The sequence below is a fragment of the Aestuarium sp. genome, assembly GCF_023253315.1.
Lineage (GTDB): Bacteria > Pseudomonadota > Alphaproteobacteria > Rhodobacterales > Rhodobacteraceae > Marivivens > Marivivens donghaensis.
This window is the reverse complement of sequence record NZ_JALRGW010000034.1, coordinates 1-19,126: the sequence shown is the minus strand read 5'-3', so window position 1 is coordinate 19,126 and position 19,126 is coordinate 1. Positions and strand designations below refer to the sequence as shown.

The window sequence follows — 19,126 nt, the reverse complement described above, 5'->3', positions numbered from 1 at the left end:
AATGACTTCGGGCAGGGTGGTTGCGGTGCTCTCAACCGCGCCAGTCAGCGGGTAGCAGCCCAGTGTACGGAACCTTACGGATTTCGTCACAGGGGTCTCGCCTTCGCGCAGCGGGAAGCGATCATCGTCCACCATGATGGTCAGGCCGTCGCGTTCAACGGTCGGGCGCGGTGCCGAGAAGTAGAGCGGCACAATCTCGATCCCTTCGAGGTGGATGTACTGCCAGATGTCCAACTCGGTCCAGTTCGAGATCGGGAATACGCGGACGCTTTCGCCCTTTGCTTTGCGAGCGTTGTAGAGGCGCCAAAGTTCAGGGCGTTGGTTTTTCGGATCCCAGCGGTGGTTCGCGGAGCGGAAAGAGAAGACGCGTTCTTTGGCGCGGGATTTCTCTTCGTCACGGCGCGCGCCGCCAAAGGCAACGTCAAAACCGTATTTATCGAGCGCCTGTTTCAGACCTTCGGTCTTCCACATGTCGGTATGAAGCCCACCATGGTCGAACGGGTTGATGCCGCGCTCTGCCGCTTCGGGGTTTTGGTAAACCAGCAGTTCCATACCCGCGTCTTTCGCCGCTTTGTCGCGCAGCGCATACATGTCACGGAACTTCCAAGTGGTGTCGACGTGCAAGAGCGGGAACGGCGGCGGGGCAGGGTAAAATGCCTTCTTCGCCAGATGTAGCATGACGGCAGAGTCCTTGCCGACGGAATAGAGCATTACTGGGTTTTCGGCTTCCGCGACAACTTCGCGAAGGATGTGAATGCTTTCAGCTTCAAGGCGCTGCAGGTGGGTCAAAGTCTTTTGGGTCATACTCGAATCGCTTTGGTGCATGTTTTGCCCAGCGATAAACGTTAGATTGTAGTAGCGAACCTCCCAAATGGGGGGTATGTAGAATTATGGCCCGTTTTGATGACCAGACAGAGCTCACACGGACACTCTTTGCCGATGCTGCGGCAAGGGATGTTGTGCCGTGGGCAGCGTTTCTGGATATGTTGCGCGAGGTCACGCAGGCCGATGGCGCGGGCATTTGTGTGGACGCTGAGGAGGCTAGTCTTTGGTCCCGGGGTGAATGTCCTCCGATTGATGCTCCTCTCCGTGGACGTTTGCGGATCGACCGCGTTTATGCCCAAGACGGCTTGCCCCTCGCAGATTGGACTAAGGGGTTTTTGCGTGTCGTGAAGGCACGGATCGATGCGACCTCGCATGTGACTGTCTGGCTGCATCGTGGTTTTCACCGCAAGGATTTCCGCAGTTCTGACGGGCAAATCCTCTCTGCTCTGACGCCGTTTCTAGGGCAGGCGGCGCAGATGTCACTAACATTGCGTGCAGAGCGGACAGAGGCGGCCTTGTCAGATACTCTCGCCTCGCGGCTCGGCGCGGGGTGGATTGTGTTCGATCGGTCAGGCGTCGTGCAATCATTGTCTGGTGCCGTGCGAGAGTGGGGCGAACGCGAGGGGCTGCGGATCGAGGATCGGCGGCGGCTCGAATTTTCTGATGCGGATGTTGCGCAGGACTATCGAATGGGATTTGCTGCTGTTTTGGCGGGAGAGGGTCCCGTTACGGTTCCGATGCTTGGCGCCGAACTTGTACTGTCGCTGAATGATGATTTTGGAGACGGTGCGGTTGTTGGATCCCTTCGAACAATGCCGATGGCGTCAGAGATTTCAAATGAACGGATCGCAGCGCATTTCGGTCTCAGCCGCAGCGAGGCACGACTACTCGCGCAGTTATGTGATGGTCACACCTTGCGCAGCGCCGCTGAGGTTCTTGGCTGGACCGAAGAGACCGCCCGTAGCACATCAAAAGTGATCTTTGCGCGGCTTGGCGTCTCGGGTCAGCCCGCGATTATTAGGCGCATCATGGGGAGCGGTGTTTGGTTCTAGCTACGGTGCGCCAAAGAGGTGCAGCACCACGGGAATTGTGAGCAGCGCGCCGACGGTCTGCGATGTGACAATCCCCGCCATGAACGTCCCGTCGCCACCCATTTGTCGGGTCAACACGTAGGACGATGGGGCCGTCGGTACTGCAGAAAAGACAACGAGGACGAGGGCCTCCGCACTCGACAAATCGAACACATAGGCGACACCCACAGCCAAACACGGCATCAGCGCGAGGCGGGACATGGCGTTGCCTAACAGCGGGATCAGGTCTTGGCCGAGCGCAGATGGGCGAAGTGCTGCGCCGACACACAGGAGGCCAAGCGGCAAGCTACCTTGGGCCAGTAGTTTCAACACTTGGCTCGTTCCGAATGGCAAACCGACATTGGTGATCGCCAGCACGGCGCCGACAACGCAGGCCACCACCAATGGGTTCATCCCGACCTTTTTCAGAAGCATTACGGGCGATCGCCAGACCGCCCCGTCACTTAGCGCGATGATCGCGAGGATGTTCACCAATGGCACGGCGATTGCGAGGTAAACTGCCGCCCGTTCAAGGCTTTGCGCGCCAGCCACCATCGCGAGGACGGAAAGGGCGAGGTAGGTGTTGAACCGCAACACTCCTTGGAGTGCGGGGCCGAACCGTTCTGTTGGCGTGGGGCGAATTGCGCGGAGCACATAGAGCACGACCGCCCCGATCATGATCGTCGCAACTGCCGACGCGCCGAGGCGCAAAATCTGTGGATCACGGATCGGCGCATTGGCGAGGTTCGACACCAATAGAGCCGGGAATAGAACGTAATAATTCAGCCGTTCCGCCGCGGGCCAAAAGGCGTCAGACGGAAACCCTTTGCGGGCCAAAACAAAGCCGCAGCAAATCAAGGCAAAGATCGTCCAGATCGCCGTCAGCATGTCTGTTCTTCCTGGCTGCGCACCGCGAAATCAGGCTCTATTCTGCCTCAAGGCTTTCAAAAACCTTGCGCGCCGCACGGAAACACTCAAGCCCCTGAGGGACGCCGCAATAGATCGCAATAACGTGGATAATGGCGCGGATTTCTTCTTTGGAGACGCCATTATTGATCGCGCCCCGACAGTGCAACTCCCATTCGTGCATCTTGCCCAAGGCACCTATCATCGAGAGGTTCATCATTGATCGCGTCTTGGCGTCTATCACGTCGTCACCCCAGCCAAAGCCCCAGCACCACGCGGTCATTGCCTCTTGGAACGGGCGGGTAAAGTCATCGGCCGCGGCGAGGTTCTTTTCGACATATTCCGCGCCGAGCGTTGCCTTGCGCTGCTCTAACCCTTTGAGGAACAGGTCTTCGTCGAATGCAGTCATGGGAGTGTCCTTTGCGGATTAGCTGGGCAAGCCTTCGACGATCACGATGGATGCGGTCGCAGCGGCGTCACGATGGGCGCGGGCCTCTTGATATTCGGGGGAGTTGTAGCAGGCGGTCGCGAGGTCCATGCTGTCAAACTCGATCACCACATGGCGTTGCCACTCAGCCCCTTCGACAGTGACCGACGGCCCGCCACGCACAATGAACCGCCCGCCGTATTTGTTGAACGCAGCGGGCGCGATGGCTTGATACCCCTTATACGCATCGGGATCGGTAACGGTGACAAGGGCAATCCAATAGGCCTTAGGCATGATCAGGTCCAGTTTCTGCTTTGAGGTAGCGTTGTGCTGTATGCGATGCATCATCAATGTGACGATGAACGGCAGTGCGGGCTGCATCGGGATTTCGGCTTAGGATCGCGTCATAGATTGCGGTCATATGGGTGAGGCCCGACACAGGCCTATCCGTGGCCGATAGCGTCAATGCTCGCAGTCGACTGATCCGACCGTTGAGCCGCTGAACAATGTCCCATGCAACGCTATGACCTGCCGCCTCGAAAATGATCTCGTAAAACCGTGTGGTGGTTTTGCGTAGCTCTGACCATTCGCCCGTTTGTGTGGTTTCACCAATGCGTTTGAGCGCCTCGCCCAATGACTTTGCACAGGCCGCGTCATGCATTTCAGCACAAGCGGCGGCAGCTGACCCTTCGAGTTGGCGGCGAATGTCGTAGATCTGACGCGCCTGATCCCAGTCGAGCGAGGCCACCGTCGGGCCGCGATTTGGCACCAGTTCAACCAGCCCTTCGGCCTCAAGAAAACGGATCGTCTCGCGGATCACGGTGCGGCTCACACCCAACTGTTCGCACAAGGGCCGTTCGACGAGCCGTTCCCCAGGCGCAAAGTGGCCCGAGATAATCGCCTCTCGCATCCGTTCCTGCACGATATCGCGCAGGGTTTGCGGGGCTTTAGCAATTTTCAGAAGGGTGGTTTTTGGTTCGGTCATGGGGTGGAGGTTAGCAATCGTGCGTGGTTCTCACAAGATATGATTGACATATTGTCTGATGGTATACCATAAATTCTCCAACACCCTCGAATAAGGAATCTGCTGTGCCTGCCGAAATCAGAAAAACGCTCCTCCACGTCGAAAATACGCTGATCGAAGGCGGCAAGTCGGCAGAGCGTCCTTTGACCCTCATCGCGGCGATGGCCGTCATTCGGAACCCGTGGGCGGGGCAGGGGTTTGTCGAAGATCTCGCGCCAGCGATCCGCGATTGCGCGCCGGGTTTGGGTGAACTGCTGACTAAGATGATCATCGACTCGGCTGGTGGCGGCGATAAGGTCGAAGGCTACGGCAAAGCCGCCATCGTCGGCCTGAACGGTGAGGTCGAACATGCCTCGGCCTTGATCCACACGCTGCATTTCGGGAACCACTACCGCAACGCGGTTGGCGCGAAATCCTATCTGTCGTTCTGCAACACCCGCGGCCCTGCCAATGCGCCGTTGCTGATCCCGTTGATGGACAAGAACGATGGCGGGCGTCGGTCTCATTACCTGACGATCCAAACTTCGGTGTGCGATGCCCCTGCGGCGGATGAAATCCTGATCGCCCTTGGTGCATCGATCGGAGGCCGTCCGCATCACCGCATTGGCGATCGTTACCAAGACCTCAAGGAGTTGGGCCATGACGTCGACAACCCTGCGGCTGTCTAAGTCAGGGCGCACGGTTGCCCTGCGCGATCATGGCGCGGGCGATCCTGTGGTGCTGATCCACGGCGTCGGGATGCAGTCCGCGTCTTGGGGTCCGCAGATCGATGTGCTCGCCAAAGATCACCGCGTTATTGCGGTCGATATGCCAGGTCATGGCCGGAGCGATCCTTTGCCCGAGGGCAGCACCTTGGCCGACTATGTGGCGTGGTGCGCCGAGGTCGTTCAGGCGTTGGGACTGGGCCCAATTGCGCTGGCGGGTCATTCGATGGGAGCGCTGATTGCGCTGGGGTTTGCGATTGAACACCCAGAGCATGTGACCCGTGTCGCCTTGCTGAACGGCGTTTTTAAACGCGCCGCCGCCGCTCGGAATGCCGTTATCGCACGGGCGGCAAGCCTTCGGGATGGGGCAATCGACCTCCAGACACCGCTTGATCGTTGGTTTGGCGATAGTGCTGCCGATCAAGCTGCGCGAGCGCAGGTCAAAGGGTGGCTCTCTGCTGTGGACCTTAATGGATATGCAACTGCATATACAGCCTTCGCGCATGGCGATGCGACCTACGCGGACCGCATTTCACAGATCGAATGCCCGTTCCTCGCTCTGACGGGCGATGGCGACCCTAATTCAACACCCGCGATGTCACTGGCAATGGCTGATCTGGCCCAAAACGGTCGGGCTGTGGTCATCAACGGGCATCGCCACATGGTAAATCTGACCGCCGCCGATGAGGTGAGCGCCCATCTGCTAGATTGGCTCCGCGCCCCTGTCAGCCAAAAGGAGCTGCAATGACCGACATCGATCCTCGTGCCCTGCGCAATGCCTTTGGCACCTTTATGACCGGCGTGACCGTGGTCACCGCGAAGGACGCTAACGGTACGCCGTTAGGCTTTACCGCGAACTCCTTCACCTCTGTTTCGCTCGACCCGCCACTGGTGCTGGTCTGCCTCGCGAATTCGTCAAAGAACTATGACGCCTTTATCAGCGCGCAGGGCTTTGCCGTGAACATTTTGGCGGAAACACAAATCGCGCTGTCGAACACCTTTGCCAGCCGTGTCGAGGACCGCTTTGCCGAGGTCGATTGGTGCGATGGTCCGAACGGCAGCCCGATCTTGGCGGATGTGAGCGCGTGGTTCGATTGCGCGATGCACAAGACCGTCGACGCTGGCGACCACGTCATTTTGATCGGTGAGGTCAAAGCCTTTGACGCCAATACCACCTCTGGCCTTGGCTATGCGCGAGGTGCCTATGTCACGCCATCTACCGCCGCCGAGGCGCTCGAGCATAGCGGCAACCTGATCGTATCCGCGCTCATTGAACGCGATGGTGAAGTGCTTTTGATCGACGACGGCAAGGGTGGTCTGACGCTGCCGGAACGCGCCGCCAAAGATCAGGGGGCCTCTGCCACTTTACGCGGATTGTTCGACACTGTCGGCGTAGATGCGCAGCCATCGTTCCTTTACTCCGTGTTCGACGACAGCGACCGCAAACGTCAGCACATCTGTTTTCTCTGCCAAACAGGTGATGAGACCCCGCAGCAAGGCCAGTTCATCCCTTTGACCGAGGACACATTGGCCAAGGTCAGCGACCCGGCGATTGTCACCATGCTCCGCCGTTTTGGGGCAGAGGCGCAACTGGGCACCTACGGCATTTATTACGGCGACACAAAGAGCGGCGAGGTCCGCCCCATTTCCCACGGGAGACAATAAAATGCGTTTTTCGTTATTCGTTCATATGGAGCGCGTCTCGTCCGATCAGGACCAGAAAGAGCTTTATGATCAGTTCGTTGAACTCGCTAAAATGGCCGACGAAGGTGGGATGCACGCGGTCTGGACTGGTGAACATCACGGCATGGATTTCACCATTTCGCCGAACCCGTTTCTAAACCTGATCGACCTCGCGCGGCAGACCAAGAATGTACGCCTTGGCACGGGCACCCTGATTGCTCCGTTCTGGCATCCAATCCGCCTCGCGGGTGAAGCGGCGATGACCGACATGATCGTCGATGGGCGGCTGGACCTTGGTATTGCGCGCGGGGCCTACAGCTACGAATACGAACGTATGATGCCTGGTATGGACGCGTGGGAAGCAGGCCTACGGATGCGAGAGTTGGTGCCTGCGATTAAGGGCCTGTGGAAAGGCGACTATGCCCAAGAGGGACAGTTCCATTCTTTCCCTGCGACGACATCCTCGCCCAAGCCTGTGCAAAAAGACGGCCCGCCTATCTGGATTGCGGCGCGTGACCCGAACAGTCATGAATTTGCGGTATCGAATGGCTGCCACGTGCAGGTTACACCGCTCTGGCAAGGTGAGGCAGAGATCATCAAACTGATGGATACCTTCAACGCGGCCTGCGAGAAATTCCCAGAGGTGCCGCGCCCCAACATCATGCTGCTGAACCACACGTACATCGCATCTGACGCCGCCGACGCGCAGCAAGCAGCGGAAGAAATCAATAGGTTCTACTGCTATTTCGGGGCATGGTTCAAAAACGAACGCCCTGTATCGCAGGGCCTAATTGAAACCCTGTCGGATGAGGATATCGCCGCCCACCCGTTCTACACGCCCGAGGCCATGCTGCGTGACAACGTCATCGCCACGGCGGACGACGCCATTGTGCGGATCAAAGGCTACGAGGACATGGGCTATGATGAATACTCGCTCTGGATTGACAGCGGGATGAGCTTTGAACGGAAGAAGGCCTCACTCCAGCGGTTCATTCAGGACGTAATGCCCGCATTTGCCTAAAGGACGACACATGCAGCAGTTTCAACAATATGTAGGCGGTGCGTTTGATGATGGGTCCGCACGGTTTGACAGTCGCGATCCGTCGACAAACGCGGTTTGGGCCTCCATGCCAGAGGCTCGCACTGCCGATGTGAACCGCGCTGTTGAGGCTGCGCATGCTGCATTCCTGTCGCCAGAGTGGTCGCTGATGACCGCAACGGCACGGGGTAAACTTCTGTATCGACTGGCGGATTTGATCGCTGAAAACGCGCCAAGGTTGGCGGAACTAGAGACCAAAGATACTGGTAAGATCATCCGCGAAACATCTGCGCAGATCGCCTATGTCGCTGATTATTATCGCTATTATGCGGGCCTTGCCGATAAGATCGAAGGTGCCCACCTTCCCATCGATAAACCCGATATGGAGGTCTGGCTTCGCCGCGAACCCATCGGCGTTGTCGCTGCAATCGTCCCGTGGAACTCGCAACTCTTCCTATCTGCGGTCAAGATCGGCCCTGCCTTGGCGGCTGGCTGTACCGTTGTGCTCAAAGCGTCCGAGGAAGGCCCCGCCCCCTTGCTCGAATTCGCGCGGATATTCGATCAGGTAGGATTTCCCAAAGGCGTTCTGAACGTCATTACTGGCTTTGGCGCTGAATGCGGCGCAATGCTGACCTCGCACCCCATGGTCGCCCATGTTGCTTTTACAGGCGGCCCGTCCACGGCACGACAGATCGTGCGAAATTCGGCTGAAAACCTCGCCTCTACTTCACTCGAACTCGGTGGCAAATCACCATTTATCGTGTTCGACGACGCGGACATTGAGAGTGCCGTGAATGCGCAGGTATCGGGTATTTTTGCGGCCACTGGGCAAAGCTGCGTCGCAGGTTCACGCCTAATCGTGCAAAACGCGATCAAAGACATTTTCCTCGCCCGCCTCAAACAAAAGGCCGAGGCCGTGGTGATCGGCGCACCAGACAAGATGGAAACCGAAGTCGGCCCGCTTTGTTCAGCACGGCAAATCGAAACAGCAGTCGACCTGATCAAACGGTCTGTCGATTGCGGAGCGACTGTGATGACAGGTGGCGCACCACTCGACCGCGAAGGCAACTATTTTCCGCCCACGATCATCGACTGTTCAGACGCCAAAGACGCACCCTGCCTCAGCAACGAGTTCTTTGGCCCTGTCCTCTCCGTTATTGGGTTCGACACCGAAGCCGAAGCACTCGCCATCGCGAATGACACGAAATTCGGCCTCGGAGCAGGGGTCTTTACCCAAAACCTCACCCGCGCTCACCGCATGATCCGCGGCATTCGGTCAGGTATCGTCTGGGTCAACACCTACCGCGCCGTTAGTCCGATGGCGCCTTTCGGCGGGCATGGGCTCAGCGGGCATGGTCGCGAAGGCGGGATCGAAGCGGCATTGGATTACACGACCACCAAAGCCGTCTGGCTTCGCACCAGCGACGATCCCATTCCAGATCCGTTCGTGATGCGATGATGGTTGATTTTTGTATGTCGTCCAGAGCGCATCCATAGAAGTTAAATCATATCGAACAGTTCAGGATTGTTGTCCGTATCATAGAGGCTGAAGTTAAACCGTTGGTTCTATTCAGTTGTCCCGATGTAGGACTCCTTCAATAGCAGAATTTGCGTGTGGAATGGATCGCACTGATTAGCTTGATTTTGCCGCCGAGGCGAATTCGGTCAGAAGATCGATAAAAGCACGAACGGCAGGAACGCTGGCGCGTCGAGGCGGAAGGCATGCATAACCTTCGATCATGGATCCTTGGTGGCGTGGTAGGGCGCGAACGCAGATGCCTGATTTGACCATCAAGGCCCCATCGGAAGGTTTCTTCGTAGAACCACGCTAAGGGGGAATTTTCAGAGAACATCTTCACGTTCCCCAGTCTCTGGCTGGTCTGATGTTCAGCGGCCGCGCAATTTTGCGGTCAGCGGCCCCAGAATGCCAATCGAAGTCGCCGGATAGGATGACGTGCTCCCACCCGAGCGGCGAGGTATGCGGAAGCAGCTTGGCATCGTAGAGCGGGCTGGCCTGTGCGAGGTGGCTGGCCGCTTTGTCCATGTAGATCGTGTTCCAGAACGTGATGGCGGCGATGACGAGGTTGAGCGCCATGGCCCGTTTCTGTTGAGCCGCGTCAGAACGATCATGAATGCGCCCTTGTGAGTGGGCAAAGACGGCCCTGGCCAGCGAGTGCCGCGCTTCGCCCTTGTTGAGGCCTGCGTGGCATTCCATGCGCAGAGCGGCGTTCTCGATCCAGTCAAGCATGAAGAGTGTGCGTTCGATCCGACCGATTTCACCGAGGGCAAGATACAGCCTGTTTTGCTGGCGGTACGCCCCAAGCTTTCGCAGGATTTCAGACGGTTTCAGAGATCTGTCATGGATGCTGGCCGCGAGTCGCATGACGTCGCCCCAATGCTGCCGGATCACCTCTTCATTGATAGGCTTCCCGATCAGAGGCGACAGGGTAGGCCACGCCTTCGCGCCACCGAAGCACGCCAACCGCCGGTCGGGAAAGTCGCGCAAGCGCGGGGCAAACGTCATCCCCAACAGATGGAACAGGGCAAAGACGTGGTCCGACACGCCGCCGGTATCTGTGTAGTGAACGAGGGGGTCAAAACTGGCCGGATTGCCCAGAAGACCGTCGAGCACAAAGGGCGCTTCGCCCGCCGTCGCCCCGATGACGCTGGAATGGAACGATCCGTACTGGCCCGACAGGAAAGAATAGATTTTCAGGCCGGGATCAGGCCCGTACTTGGCATTGATGAGTCCGCTGCCACGATTGGCAGAGAAGAACTGGCCATCTGATGAGCTGTGCTCAGCCGCGCCCCAGTGTCGCGCGAAGGGCAGACCATGATGGGCATCGACAATGCGGCCCAAGGCATCCGCGAATGTCTCGGGCCGAAGGTACCATGTCTGCGCCCAGGTCAGTTGCGCATGGCTGACACGCGATGAGGCGTGGGCCATCCGCTCCAAGCCGAGATTGGTGGCTCCAGCCAAGATCGTGGCCAGAACTGCAGCGGGTTCATCGTGCTGCTTGCCAGACCGCAGGTCGGTGAAGGCATCAAGGAACCCGGTCTGCGCATTCACCTCCCAAAGCAGCTCCGTGATGCGGATACGCGGCATCACGGCGTCGATGGCCCGTTCCAAACGCACCGCAGCAGGAGGTGTCACCGCATCATGTGGTGTGATTTTCAGCCGCCCACGCTCGATACGGACGCCGATAAGAGCATTGCGTTTCAAGGCGCGGTCCACTTGGTCAAGACGTTTCGCCAACATACTCCGGCGATCAGCCAGCCACGCGTCCGGATCGGTCTTGAAGCCTGCATCCCGCATGACAGTTTCAGCCGTGTCCCGGGGCATCAGGTAGCTGTCGAACCGGCGATACTCACGACTGCCGTCGACCCAGACATCCCCGGCACGCAGGCGGTCTCGTAAGGTGGACACAATAGCGGTTTCATACACGCGCCGTTGTGGCTGACCCCCTTGGACGATCAGCGACGGCCAATGCTTGGCGGCAAACGGCATGGGCAGATCATCGGGCAACTTGCGTTTGCCGGTGCGGTTCTGATCCCGCAGCAAGGCGATGGCGTCCTTGAGATCGTCCCCCGCATCGGTCGCATTGAATTGGAAGGCCTCCAGAAAGGCAGGGGCGAACTTGCGCATATACGCATAGCGCTCGGCCGCCAGAGAAAGCGGGTCACTGGTTGCCAGCTCTCCGAAGCTGGCGATTTCGTCACGCTTGCCCAGGAGCGTATCCCATCCGACATCCGCATCCAGCGCAGCAAAGGGGTCTTGCCCCAGGTCTTGTGCGCGGGCCATGGCATCAATGGATGCGCCGAAGAGCTGCATCAGCTTGCCAACCCGGGTCTTCCCCATACGCCAAACCTCCTCCTGATGGTTGCGGGATCTTGAGAAGAGCTGGCCGGTCAGTCGCTCGAACATGGCGATGGTCGCGTCGGTGATCGTGACGGATAAATCCGCCATCTGCGCCGCGAGTGTTGCGATCCGCCGCCGCTCGCCAAAGTCGTTCAGCAAGCTCACGGGCGCTACAGCACCCTCGCGCGCGAACTTGAGCAGCCGGTCCGGGTGCAGACCCTGGCCAAGATCTGGAGGCAGATTCAATGATCGCAAATATTTCAAACGGTCCAGAAGCGCGGCCATGCTGGCCGGGCTGGTCGAGTGCGGAAAGCCGCGCAACCACGTGAGCCGCGTTTGCCCTACGGACGGGTCATTCACCAAGAGCGCCTGCAAATGGTCACGTTGCTCCAGTGAGAGGGCATCAAACAGCGCCGCGGCAGCCTCCCTTCGCGCGCGCGCCCGGCCCTTCAAGGCGAGGCGCTCAAGCGTGTCCACGCTCGGCAGCGCCAAACGGTGCTTGCGCAGGTCCGCAATCAGCGTCTCGACAATCTTCACGCCATGATCCGTCGCAAAGGCCGCCCGCGTGGCGATATCCTCCGCCTGCTGCACATGTTCAGATCCGAAAGGGGACAGACCCAAATGGCGCATCGCGAGGGCATGGTGTTCATGCTGCGTATTTCGCCTGACGGCATATTCACCGAGAGAACAAGCATCGATCTGAAGTTGCTCTGCAAGCCAGGCGATCAGTTCAGCTGGCGGCATGATGCCTTCGCTCCATCCCAAACCAGGGTAGCGCAGCAGACAAATATGCACCGCAAAGCCAAGGTGGTTTTCGGCGCGGCGGCGAGTACGGATCAGATCAATGTCATCTCCGCTCAGCAGATAGTGACGGATCAAGGCTTCAGAATCTGTCGGCACCCCGAAGAGGTCCGCATACGCGCGGGAGGAAAGAAGTCTACGGGCCATAAGGCGTCCTCAAAACGTTGTTGCAAGTTTGGAGACGCCCAATATTATAGAGACTGTTAAAAAGACAGATATCCTGCACAAATCCGGGATTAGAGTCACCACCTGCGATCAGGCCCTAAAACGGCCGTTTTGGAGACACCATGCCACGCACTGGCGACATCCTCGGATACGCAAGGGTCTCGACCGCCGACCAGGATTTGTCCGGCCAGAAAGATCGACTGCTACAACATGGCGCTATTCGCGTCTTCGAAGACGTGATCTCCGGCAAGACGTTCAACCGGCCCGGTTTGGCAGCCTTGCTTGATCAGGCCAGGCCCAACGATACCCTCGCCGTCATCCGCCTCGATCGCTTGGGCCGCTCGCTCAAGGAACTTCTGGAAACCGTCGATAACCTCAAGGCCAGAGAGATCAACCTGATCAGCCTCGAGGAGCGGATCGACACGACATCTGCCGCTGGAGAACTCGTATTCCATGTCTTCGGGGCCATTGCGCATTTCGAGCGCCGCCTGATCTCTGAGCGCACCAAAGACGGCCTGATCAACGCTCGAAAGCATGGCCGCACCCCTGGTCGCCCGCCATTGCAACCCGAGACAATCTCAGCCCTCCAAGATCTCGTCAGCGCAGGTAAATCCGTCGCTCAAGCCGCAAAACACCTCGGCATAGGCAGATCAACAGCTTACAAGGCGATCAGAAATGCCACGCCGTAAGCCATGTTCAGGCTTCGTTCTTCCTTAGCGTGGTTCTACGAAGAAACCTTCCGATGGGGCCAACAAGTGCAAGTACGGCGACAATTGAGTATTTTCGAAATGTGCGAAGCATGTGAAGCATCCTATCGAGTAGGGTGTAAGCAGCATGGCTCCGTAAGTATATTATTGCAACATTAAATATACTATTGATATAATACGTATAATCAATCTTATGTTAAATAATTGCTTTCAGTCTGCAATTACTCAATTTTTGTTGAGCCAACAAATAAATCAGTCTGGCCAGATTTGATCGCGGACTTGATGGGTTCGGGCGGCATTTGATCCGTAAAAAACCCATCGATTTCTGAAATATGCGCTATTGGCATCATGGCTTCTGCGTTAAATTTTGTATGATCAGCGGCAGAAAATTTGGTGCGGGAAATATCCAATGCTACCCGCGATACCTGCGCATCGCGATAGTCGTAATCTAGGAGGTGGCCATCATCGGTAATGGAACCTATGCCAAAAACACCATAGTTCACGCGTTGCTTTAGCAGAAATTCGGTTGCTGCTTCACCCGTAATCGCGCGGTCACGCGATCGTAGCAATCCGCCAGGAATCATAATTTCAAATCCGGTATTTTCATTCAGAATCAGTGCAACACCGACGTGGTTGGTGATCACTGTTAGTGATTTGTGGTGGATCAACGCGTGGGCGACGGCTTCCATTGTTGTACCTATATCGATAAAGACAGATACTCCATTAGGGATTTTGGCAGCGATTGCTTCCCCAATCAGCGTTTTTGCGTCAACGTTGTTATTTTTGCGACTGGTATAGGCAAGACTTTTAGTGCCTGGCAGAATTCCAACGCCCCCATGATGACGTTCAAGCAATGACTGATCGCTGAGAAATGTGATGTCACGCCGCACTGTTTGTAGGGACACACTCAAGTGTTTTGCGAGCGCTTCGATAGACACATAGCCATGTTCACGCACCAGATCTACCAATTGGTACTGTCGCTTGTTAACATCGGAAGCCTTGCGTCTTGCCATATCGTCTCCCCAGCATATCCCACCGCCTCAAACAAAGACGCTAGTTATGCGTCGATGTTAGCACACGTCCGACGTAGATTTAGCTTAAGGATAAACGCAAGTAAACTCGTGCCGCTTCCTTCATCAGTTCAAAAGACGTCTGTCAGCAAACAAAAGGTAAGAGACCATCACATTTGACCTGCTCCCCTGAAATGTCCTGCGTTTGAGGTTAGCCTGTTCTCCAACTGAGGAGACAGACGATGAAGAGACGCCATTTCAGCGAAGAACAGATCATTGGAATATTGAAAGAGCATCAAGCTGGGCTTGGCGCGAGGAAACTGCGCCGCAAGCACGGTGTCAGCGATGCGACCTTTTACAAGTGGCGTTCCAAGTATGGCGGAATGGAAGTGTCTGACGCAAAAAAGCTGAATGCGCTCGAAGCCGAGAATGCCAAACTCAAGAAGTTACTTGCTGAGCAAATGATGGATGTGTCGACGCTTAAGGAGATGCTGGGAAAAACTTTTGAGGCCTGGTTCGCGCAGAAGCGCAGCGACCTGGGCTATTTGAGAAAAATGATACAATCAAAAACGGGCATGCGCCTTGGCTGGGATCGACCCACGTGTCTATCGACGTGTGTCGAAGCGGCCAGCGGATACTGATCTGCGAGATCGGTTGAAGGATCTGTCGTCTGAGCGGCGGCGATTTGGCTATCGGCGTTTGCATATCTTGCTTAAGTGCGAAGGCTGGCAGTGAACTGGAAGAAGCTGTACCGGATCTACCGCGAAGAAGGGCTAACAGTCCGTAAACGCGGCGATCGCAAGCGTGCAGACGGCACCAGAACGCCCATGACAGTCCCGCAGGGACAGAACCAGCGGTGGTCATTGGACTTCGTATCAGACAGCTTGTCGTATGGTCGTAGGTTGGGTCTATCCCAACAAAGGTACGTAACCCACCACAGGAATTTCTGCGTTGACCTGCATTCATGCGCTTTTCGTTGATTTTGGTTCTCCTGTTTTCACTTCATTTCTACGCTGCATTTTTCGGGGGCAGGATACCGAGCGTGTCGCGGAGCTTTTCTTCTGAGAAGTCGTACTCGCCGAGCATGTTGATGTGAGCCCATGACATGGGGGAGTGGGCTGCAATCAGGTGCAGCAGATTTTCCCTGGCCTCGGCGTCCGGTGCCTTTTCGACCCGTCTGGTGAGGTAAAGATAATTCCAGCAGATGATGGAGTTTCGGATCAGTCGGTTACAGCCTTCTGCGATCTCCTGTTCTTCCTTTTCGGTCTGGGTGTATTCGCGCGGGTTTCCGACTGCCACAGCGCGGGTGAAGCGGTTGGCGAGCTCGACCTTGTTGAGCTGTTTTTCGATGGCCTGTCGGAGCGCCAGCCCATCGACATAGCGCAGAATGAAGAGGGATTTGATGATCTGCCCAAAGGCTTTCAAGGTTTGGTATAAGGCATGCTGGCGCGAGTAGGAATTCAGCCGCCGGAAAATATCGGAGGCGGTGTTTTCCTTGAGTTTTATGGTGGCCACGAGGCGCAGAAGATCATCCCAGTTGTCGCGAATGGCCTCCTCATTGATGGTCTTATCCGGTCGGATGACCCAGTCGGGATCGGCCTGGTTTTTTGGTTTGAAGATATAGAGGGTCTGTTTGCCGATGCCTTTGATACGTGGGGCAAATGAAAACCCCAGCAGATGGGTCAACCCGAAGACAGCTTCCGTGTATCCGTGGCTGTCGGTGGAATGAATGTCGCTTTTCACGATGTCGTTGTGCATGAGCCCGTCGATCACATAGGCGCTTTCGCGATCTGCGGCGCTGATCATCAAGGAATGCCAGAGGAAGTTGCGCTCGTCGACAAAGGTATAGGCGCTGACCCCCTGACCTTGCCCGAAGTACTTGAATGATCGGCTGGCATGCAGGCTGTCGCCGCGCACCTCGAACTTTTGACCGTCACTTGCGGTATGGAGCTGATCCCGTGTTTGGCGATAAAGGTTCGGCAACTCCATTCCATCCATGGCCTTGAGCACGGCATCATTGGCCGCCCGGATGTTCTCCAGTGAGAAGCGCCAATTCACGGTGTGATCCAGTTCGCTTTCTGTGACGCTGGACGATATCCGAGCCATCTTGCGCACGCCGATCCCGCAGCCCAGCCCCATGATCCCAGCCAGCAACGCGGGATGCGATGTAGCCTGTCGTACATGGGTTTGCTGCCAGTGTTCGAATGACCGCAGCATATTGCAGTGATTGTTGACGGTCTCCAGCACCTGCGCGAGTGCCACGTCATGGCGCTGCGGAAAAAGATCGCCCAATGGATCAGTGTCGCGGGCATCAAGTGCCGGGGTGGCAATGTGGAATGTACCGTCCTTGCGCAGCTTGAGGTGGGGATTACCCGCCGCACAAGCATTGGTCGTTCTGTATTGGGCCGTGAGTGCTGCGTTTAGTCGCCCCAGAACAGGTTCAGGATCAGCGAATTCCGTCAGACCTGCACGTTCCAACAGCCGGGCCTTTTCCCGGTGCCAGCGGTTCTTGTCGATCAGATAGGCGTCCATGGGCCGGTATTTGTAGGAGCATTCGACATTCAGATCACCTGCCTTGATCGCTGCGGTGACCGCCTGAAACAGAAACACCTTGTAGAGCGACACCCGGAAAGAGCCATCACCTCGCATAACAGCCGCCCGCTGTTCAGCGTCGAGAAAACCCATTGGCGCGTGGTTGACGGACAAATCCCCATCGTTTCTGAAGTGATCAACCGCCTCCAGCAGCGCTGCCGCCCGGCTGGATGGCATGAAGGTGAGTGCCCTCAGCAAGGGACTGAGGCGATTTTGCAGCTTCAGGGATCGCGCTTCCAGAATATCATGCCAACTGGATTCACTGGTAGTTACGGCCAGATCATCCTTGAGCTGGTCGAAATCGTCTGTCTTGCCTTGATCGAGAAGGGCCTGCGTTGCAGTGATCTTCTCTGCATCGGATAGATTGGCCGCAGACATAACAGTTCGGATATCACGCAGGACACCGAAGACGGATATCTCCAGACCCTCGATGACAATGCCGATCTGCCGCTGCTGATCCTTGCGTTCTTGCACCAGGGCTTCCTGATAGTCCCGAGCCGCCGCTGACTTGAATGACGCCATCACACTGAGCCAGAGATCGATCATGTTATCCTGACAGCGATAGAACTGATGGGCGACAAAGGCGGCTGCATGGATGTGACGGTCGTTTCGCTTTCGGCGCTGCATCTGGAAGATTTCCGATCGCAGGACACTGCCAGCAAAATACCGGATACCGGCTGTGCCAAGGTCAAGTATTGAGAGAACAGCGTCCAGCCGATCATGCAATTCTGACAGGACCTCGAAATCGGCCACAGCCTCTTTAATTCTTGAGGGGCTGGTCGATTGCGACAGTTTCTTCAGAAGGGTCAGGCGATACCGGTTCTGATCGTCTGGAGCCGTGAACAGATCATCGAGCAAGTGCCGCGCTTCGGCGGGTAACTGACTGTCCATCAATGCAATCAGCTCTGCTTTGCGGTCATGCAGACCGGCGCGGATTAGATCATTCAGCCGATAGGCGGATGGCACCTGCACACGGTGCTGGATCAAGAAGTCCACGCAGCGATCAAAGATCAGACGCGGCTTGAGATGCATCCGTGCCATTGTCGCGATCTCGGTAGCGAGGGCATCACTCGCATTTTGATCAAACGGCACAAACCCATGGAAACCCAGAATTTGACGTTGGTGACGCAGGCGGGTTGTCTCCATATATTGGGTCGGATCAAAGGCGCTTTCGGGCAATTTCAACTGGTGTATTGCTGCTGCAATGTCACGGTCGCGAAAATCCTGAGGCTGATAAAACCGCTTTGTGGCTTTGAAATACCCACACATCAGCAGGAAGCCGATCTGACTATCAGGCGTGCGCAGGCCCTTTGCTATATCCATCAGCCCTTTGGGGAGAGTCAGGAACTGCTTGCGTTCCTTGTGATCAAACAAGGGTGGTTTATCAAAGGCGTCTTGTTCACTGGCGGTAAGAATCCGCATTCTGGCCATGGTCACTCCAAAAAATTGATGTTCTGAAAACCGTCGTTTTGGGAATGCCAACACATCAGAATGCAAAACGGGGTGAAAGCTACTCAATCATACACAGTTTCCTTGTTCTGAAACACGAATTCCTATACGGTTGCGTAAATAGGTTTTAAGTACAAATATCATGCTCATCGGATACGCCCGTGTCTCAACCATGGATCAGAACCCTGCTTTGCAGATGGATGCATTGCGGGCTGCGGGTTGTGAAAAAATCTACACAGAGAAAGCATCCGGCTCTCACAGGGAGCGTCCCCAACTCAAAGCAGCCCTCGAATATCTGAGGGAAGGCGACACTCTGGTTGTGTGGAAATTATCGCGCTTGGCGCGATCCCTAACGCAAGTCATCAAAACCGCCGCAGATATCGCGGAACGTGGCATCGCATTGAAAGTGCTTACCCAAAATATCGATACCAGCACACCTGAAGGGCGTTTATTCTTCCACATGACCGCCGCCTTTGATGAATTTCAAAGGGAACTGATTGTCGAAAACACCCGTGCCGGTCGTAAGGCCGCTGCAAAACGTGGGCGCCGGGGTGGACGGCCAAGGGCTATGAATGAGCAAGCCATCAAACATGCCGAGGCAATGCTCAAAGACACTGAAAACTACCCGTTCATCGGAGATGTAATTGATCAGCTCAAGATCGGACGAACAGCGTTCTATCGATACTTCCCAACAGATCGCATCAAACAGTTACGCGCAGAACATGCTGAAGCCCACCAAACGTAGGTTAAATCCTGTGGTGGGTTACGTACCTTTGTTGGGATAGACCCCAAGCGGCGCGCTCGGCGACGCAAGCTGATCCGCTTGGATGATCTGCGAACGCATGTCATCACTCAACTCAAACTC

The 19,126-nt window shown here is 56.4% G+C and carries 16 protein-coding genes and 1 pseudogene; 9 read left to right on the top strand and 8 right to left on the bottom strand.

The window, feature by feature from the left end:
* Positions 1-804 (bottom strand): sulfate adenylyltransferase subunit CysD (gene cysD, locus AC1QQ2_RS12985; RefSeq protein ID WP_479713448.1); only part of this gene is annotated, 804 nt, incomplete at its 3' end.
* 86 nt (positions 805-890) lie between these two features.
* Here cysD and AC1QQ2_RS12980 point away from each other — a divergent pair.
* Entirely contained in the window at positions 891-1,877 is a 987-nt protein-coding gene (locus tag AC1QQ2_RS12980) for a helix-turn-helix transcriptional regulator (RefSeq protein ID WP_479713447.1), read from the top strand.
* On the opposite strand, the gene AC1QQ2_RS12975 is transcribed toward AC1QQ2_RS12980, so the two are convergent.
* Genes AC1QQ2_RS12975 through AC1QQ2_RS12960 form a run of 4 tightly spaced genes read right to left on the bottom strand, consistent with a single transcriptional unit; the run spans position 1,878 to position 4,213 of the window.
* Positions 1,878-2,783, bottom strand: a complete 906-nt coding sequence (locus AC1QQ2_RS12975) for an AEC family transporter (protein WP_479713446.1) — start codon at positions 2,781-2,783, stop codon at positions 1,878-1,880.
* Positions 2,784-2,820: 37 nt separating this feature from the next.
* Positions 2,821-3,210 carry a carboxymuconolactone decarboxylase family protein gene (locus AC1QQ2_RS12970; RefSeq protein WP_479713445.1) on the bottom strand — a complete coding sequence of 130 codons (390 nt, stop codon included), beginning with the start codon at positions 3,208-3,210 and terminating at the stop codon, positions 2,821-2,823.
* 18 nt (positions 3,211-3,228) lie between these two features.
* Entirely contained in the window at positions 3,229-3,522 is a 294-nt protein-coding gene (locus tag AC1QQ2_RS12965; RefSeq protein WP_479713444.1) for a DUF1330 domain-containing protein, read from the bottom strand.
* Entirely contained in the window at positions 3,515-4,213 is a 699-nt protein-coding gene (locus AC1QQ2_RS12960; RefSeq protein WP_479713443.1) for a GntR family transcriptional regulator, read from the bottom strand. Before AC1QQ2_RS12960 ends, AC1QQ2_RS12965 begins: the two co-directional genes overlap by 8 nt.
* 104 nt (positions 4,214-4,317) lie before the next feature.
* On the opposite strand from AC1QQ2_RS12960, the gene AC1QQ2_RS12955 reads away from it, so the two are divergent.
* The 5 genes from AC1QQ2_RS12955 to AC1QQ2_RS12935 are packed head-to-tail and all read left to right on the top strand — an operon-like array spanning position 4,318 to position 9,137.
* Positions 4,318-4,920: an amino acid synthesis family protein gene (locus AC1QQ2_RS12955; RefSeq protein ID WP_479713442.1), complete on the top strand. Its 603-nt coding sequence runs from the start codon at positions 4,318-4,320 to the stop codon at positions 4,918-4,920.
* The gene (locus AC1QQ2_RS12950; protein WP_479713441.1) at positions 4,892-5,704 is read left to right on the top strand and encodes an alpha/beta fold hydrolase; all 813 of its coding nucleotides are present in this window, start codon (positions 4,892-4,894) and stop codon (positions 5,702-5,704) included. The genes AC1QQ2_RS12955 and AC1QQ2_RS12950 overlap by 29 nt, the downstream gene beginning before the upstream one ends.
* Positions 5,701-6,621, top strand: coding sequence for a flavin reductase family protein (locus AC1QQ2_RS12945; protein ID WP_479713440.1), 921 nt, complete (start codon positions 5,701-5,703; stop codon positions 6,619-6,621). Before AC1QQ2_RS12950 ends, AC1QQ2_RS12945 begins: the two co-directional genes overlap by 4 nt.
* Before the next feature lies 1 nt (position 6,622).
* Complete coding sequence (locus AC1QQ2_RS12940; RefSeq protein ID WP_479713439.1) at positions 6,623-7,660, top strand: LLM class flavin-dependent oxidoreductase; 1,038 nt, start codon at positions 6,623-6,625, stop codon at positions 7,658-7,660.
* A gap of 10 nt (positions 7,661-7,670) precedes the next feature.
* Complete coding sequence (locus tag AC1QQ2_RS12935; RefSeq protein ID WP_479713438.1) at positions 7,671-9,137, top strand: aldehyde dehydrogenase; 1,467 nt, start codon at positions 7,671-7,673, stop codon at positions 9,135-9,137.
* 396 nt (positions 9,138-9,533) lie between these two features.
* On the opposite strand, the gene AC1QQ2_RS12930 is transcribed toward AC1QQ2_RS12935, so the two are convergent.
* A complete protein-coding gene (locus AC1QQ2_RS12930) occupies positions 9,534-12,485 on the bottom strand; it encodes a Tn3 family transposase (RefSeq protein WP_479713437.1) in 2,952 nt (983 codons plus the stop codon).
* 140 nt (positions 12,486-12,625) lie between these two features.
* Here AC1QQ2_RS12930 and AC1QQ2_RS12925 point away from each other — a divergent pair, with 140 nt between their 5' ends.
* On the top strand, positions 12,626-13,192 hold the full coding sequence (locus tag AC1QQ2_RS12925; protein ID WP_409928722.1) for a recombinase family protein: 567 nt from the start codon (positions 12,626-12,628) through the stop codon (positions 13,190-13,192).
* 239 nt (positions 13,193-13,431) lie between these two features.
* Here AC1QQ2_RS12925 and AC1QQ2_RS12920 read toward each other — a convergent pair whose 3' ends face one another.
* Entirely contained in the window at positions 13,432-14,223 is a 792-nt protein-coding gene (locus tag AC1QQ2_RS12920) for a DeoR/GlpR family DNA-binding transcription regulator (RefSeq protein WP_479713436.1), read from the bottom strand.
* 239 nt (positions 14,224-14,462) lie between these two features.
* Here AC1QQ2_RS12920 and AC1QQ2_RS12915 point away from each other — a divergent pair.
* Positions 14,463-15,122: pseudogene (locus tag AC1QQ2_RS12915) on the top strand (transposase); the annotation flags it as partial.
* A 106-nt stretch (positions 15,123-15,228) separates the two neighbouring features.
* Here the strand turns inward: AC1QQ2_RS12915 and AC1QQ2_RS12910 are convergent.
* On the bottom strand, positions 15,229-18,234 hold the full coding sequence (locus AC1QQ2_RS12910) for a Tn3 family transposase (protein ID WP_479713435.1): 3,006 nt from the start codon (positions 18,232-18,234) through the stop codon (positions 15,229-15,231).
* Between the two features lie 169 nt (positions 18,235-18,403).
* Here AC1QQ2_RS12910 and AC1QQ2_RS12905 point away from each other — a divergent pair, with 169 nt between their 5' ends.
* Positions 18,404-19,006: a recombinase family protein gene (locus AC1QQ2_RS12905; RefSeq protein ID WP_479713434.1), complete on the top strand. Its 603-nt coding sequence runs from the start codon at positions 18,404-18,406 to the stop codon at positions 19,004-19,006.
* The last annotated feature ends 120 nt before the right edge of the window (positions 19,007-19,126 follow it).

Bases quoted from the DNA above. Each gene is read 5' to 3' on its own strand.
- AC1QQ2_RS12935 (WP_479713438.1), top strand. From the start codon at position 7,671: ATGCAGCAGTTTCAACAATATGTAGGCGGTGCGTTTGATGATGGGTCC.
- AC1QQ2_RS12970 (WP_479713445.1), bottom strand. From the start codon at position 3,210: ATGACTGCATTCGACGAAGACCTGTTCCTCAAAGGGTTAGAGCAGCGC.
- AC1QQ2_RS12925 (WP_409928722.1), top strand. From the start codon at position 12,626: ATGCCACGCACTGGCGACATCCTCGGATACGCAAGGGTCTCGACCGCC.
- AC1QQ2_RS12980 (WP_479713447.1), top strand. From the start codon at position 891: ATGGCCCGTTTTGATGACCAGACAGAGCTCACACGGACACTCTTTGCC.
- AC1QQ2_RS12920 (WP_479713436.1), bottom strand. From the start codon at position 14,223: ATGGCAAGACGCAAGGCTTCCGATGTTAACAAGCGACAGTACCAATTG.
- AC1QQ2_RS12965 (WP_479713444.1), bottom strand. From the start codon at position 3,522: ATGCCTAAGGCCTATTGGATTGCCCTTGTCACCGTTACCGATCCCGAT.
- AC1QQ2_RS12905 (WP_479713434.1), top strand. From the start codon at position 18,404: ATGCTCATCGGATACGCCCGTGTCTCAACCATGGATCAGAACCCTGCT.
- AC1QQ2_RS12960 (WP_479713443.1), bottom strand. From the start codon at position 4,213: ATGACCGAACCAAAAACCACCCTTCTGAAAATTGCTAAAGCCCCGCAA.
- AC1QQ2_RS12950 (WP_479713441.1), top strand. From the start codon at position 4,892: ATGACGTCGACAACCCTGCGGCTGTCTAAGTCAGGGCGCACGGTTGCC.
- AC1QQ2_RS12910 (WP_479713435.1), bottom strand. From the start codon at position 18,234: ATGCGGATTCTTACCGCCAGTGAACAAGACGCCTTTGATAAACCACCC.
- AC1QQ2_RS12945 (WP_479713440.1), top strand. From the start codon at position 5,701: ATGACCGACATCGATCCTCGTGCCCTGCGCAATGCCTTTGGCACCTTT.
- AC1QQ2_RS12940 (WP_479713439.1), top strand. From the start codon at position 6,623: ATGCGTTTTTCGTTATTCGTTCATATGGAGCGCGTCTCGTCCGATCAG.
- AC1QQ2_RS12975 (WP_479713446.1), bottom strand. From the start codon at position 2,783: ATGCTGACGGCGATCTGGACGATCTTTGCCTTGATTTGCTGCGGCTTT.
- AC1QQ2_RS12930 (WP_479713437.1), bottom strand. From the start codon at position 12,485: ATGGCCCGTAGACTTCTTTCCTCCCGCGCGTATGCGGACCTCTTCGGG.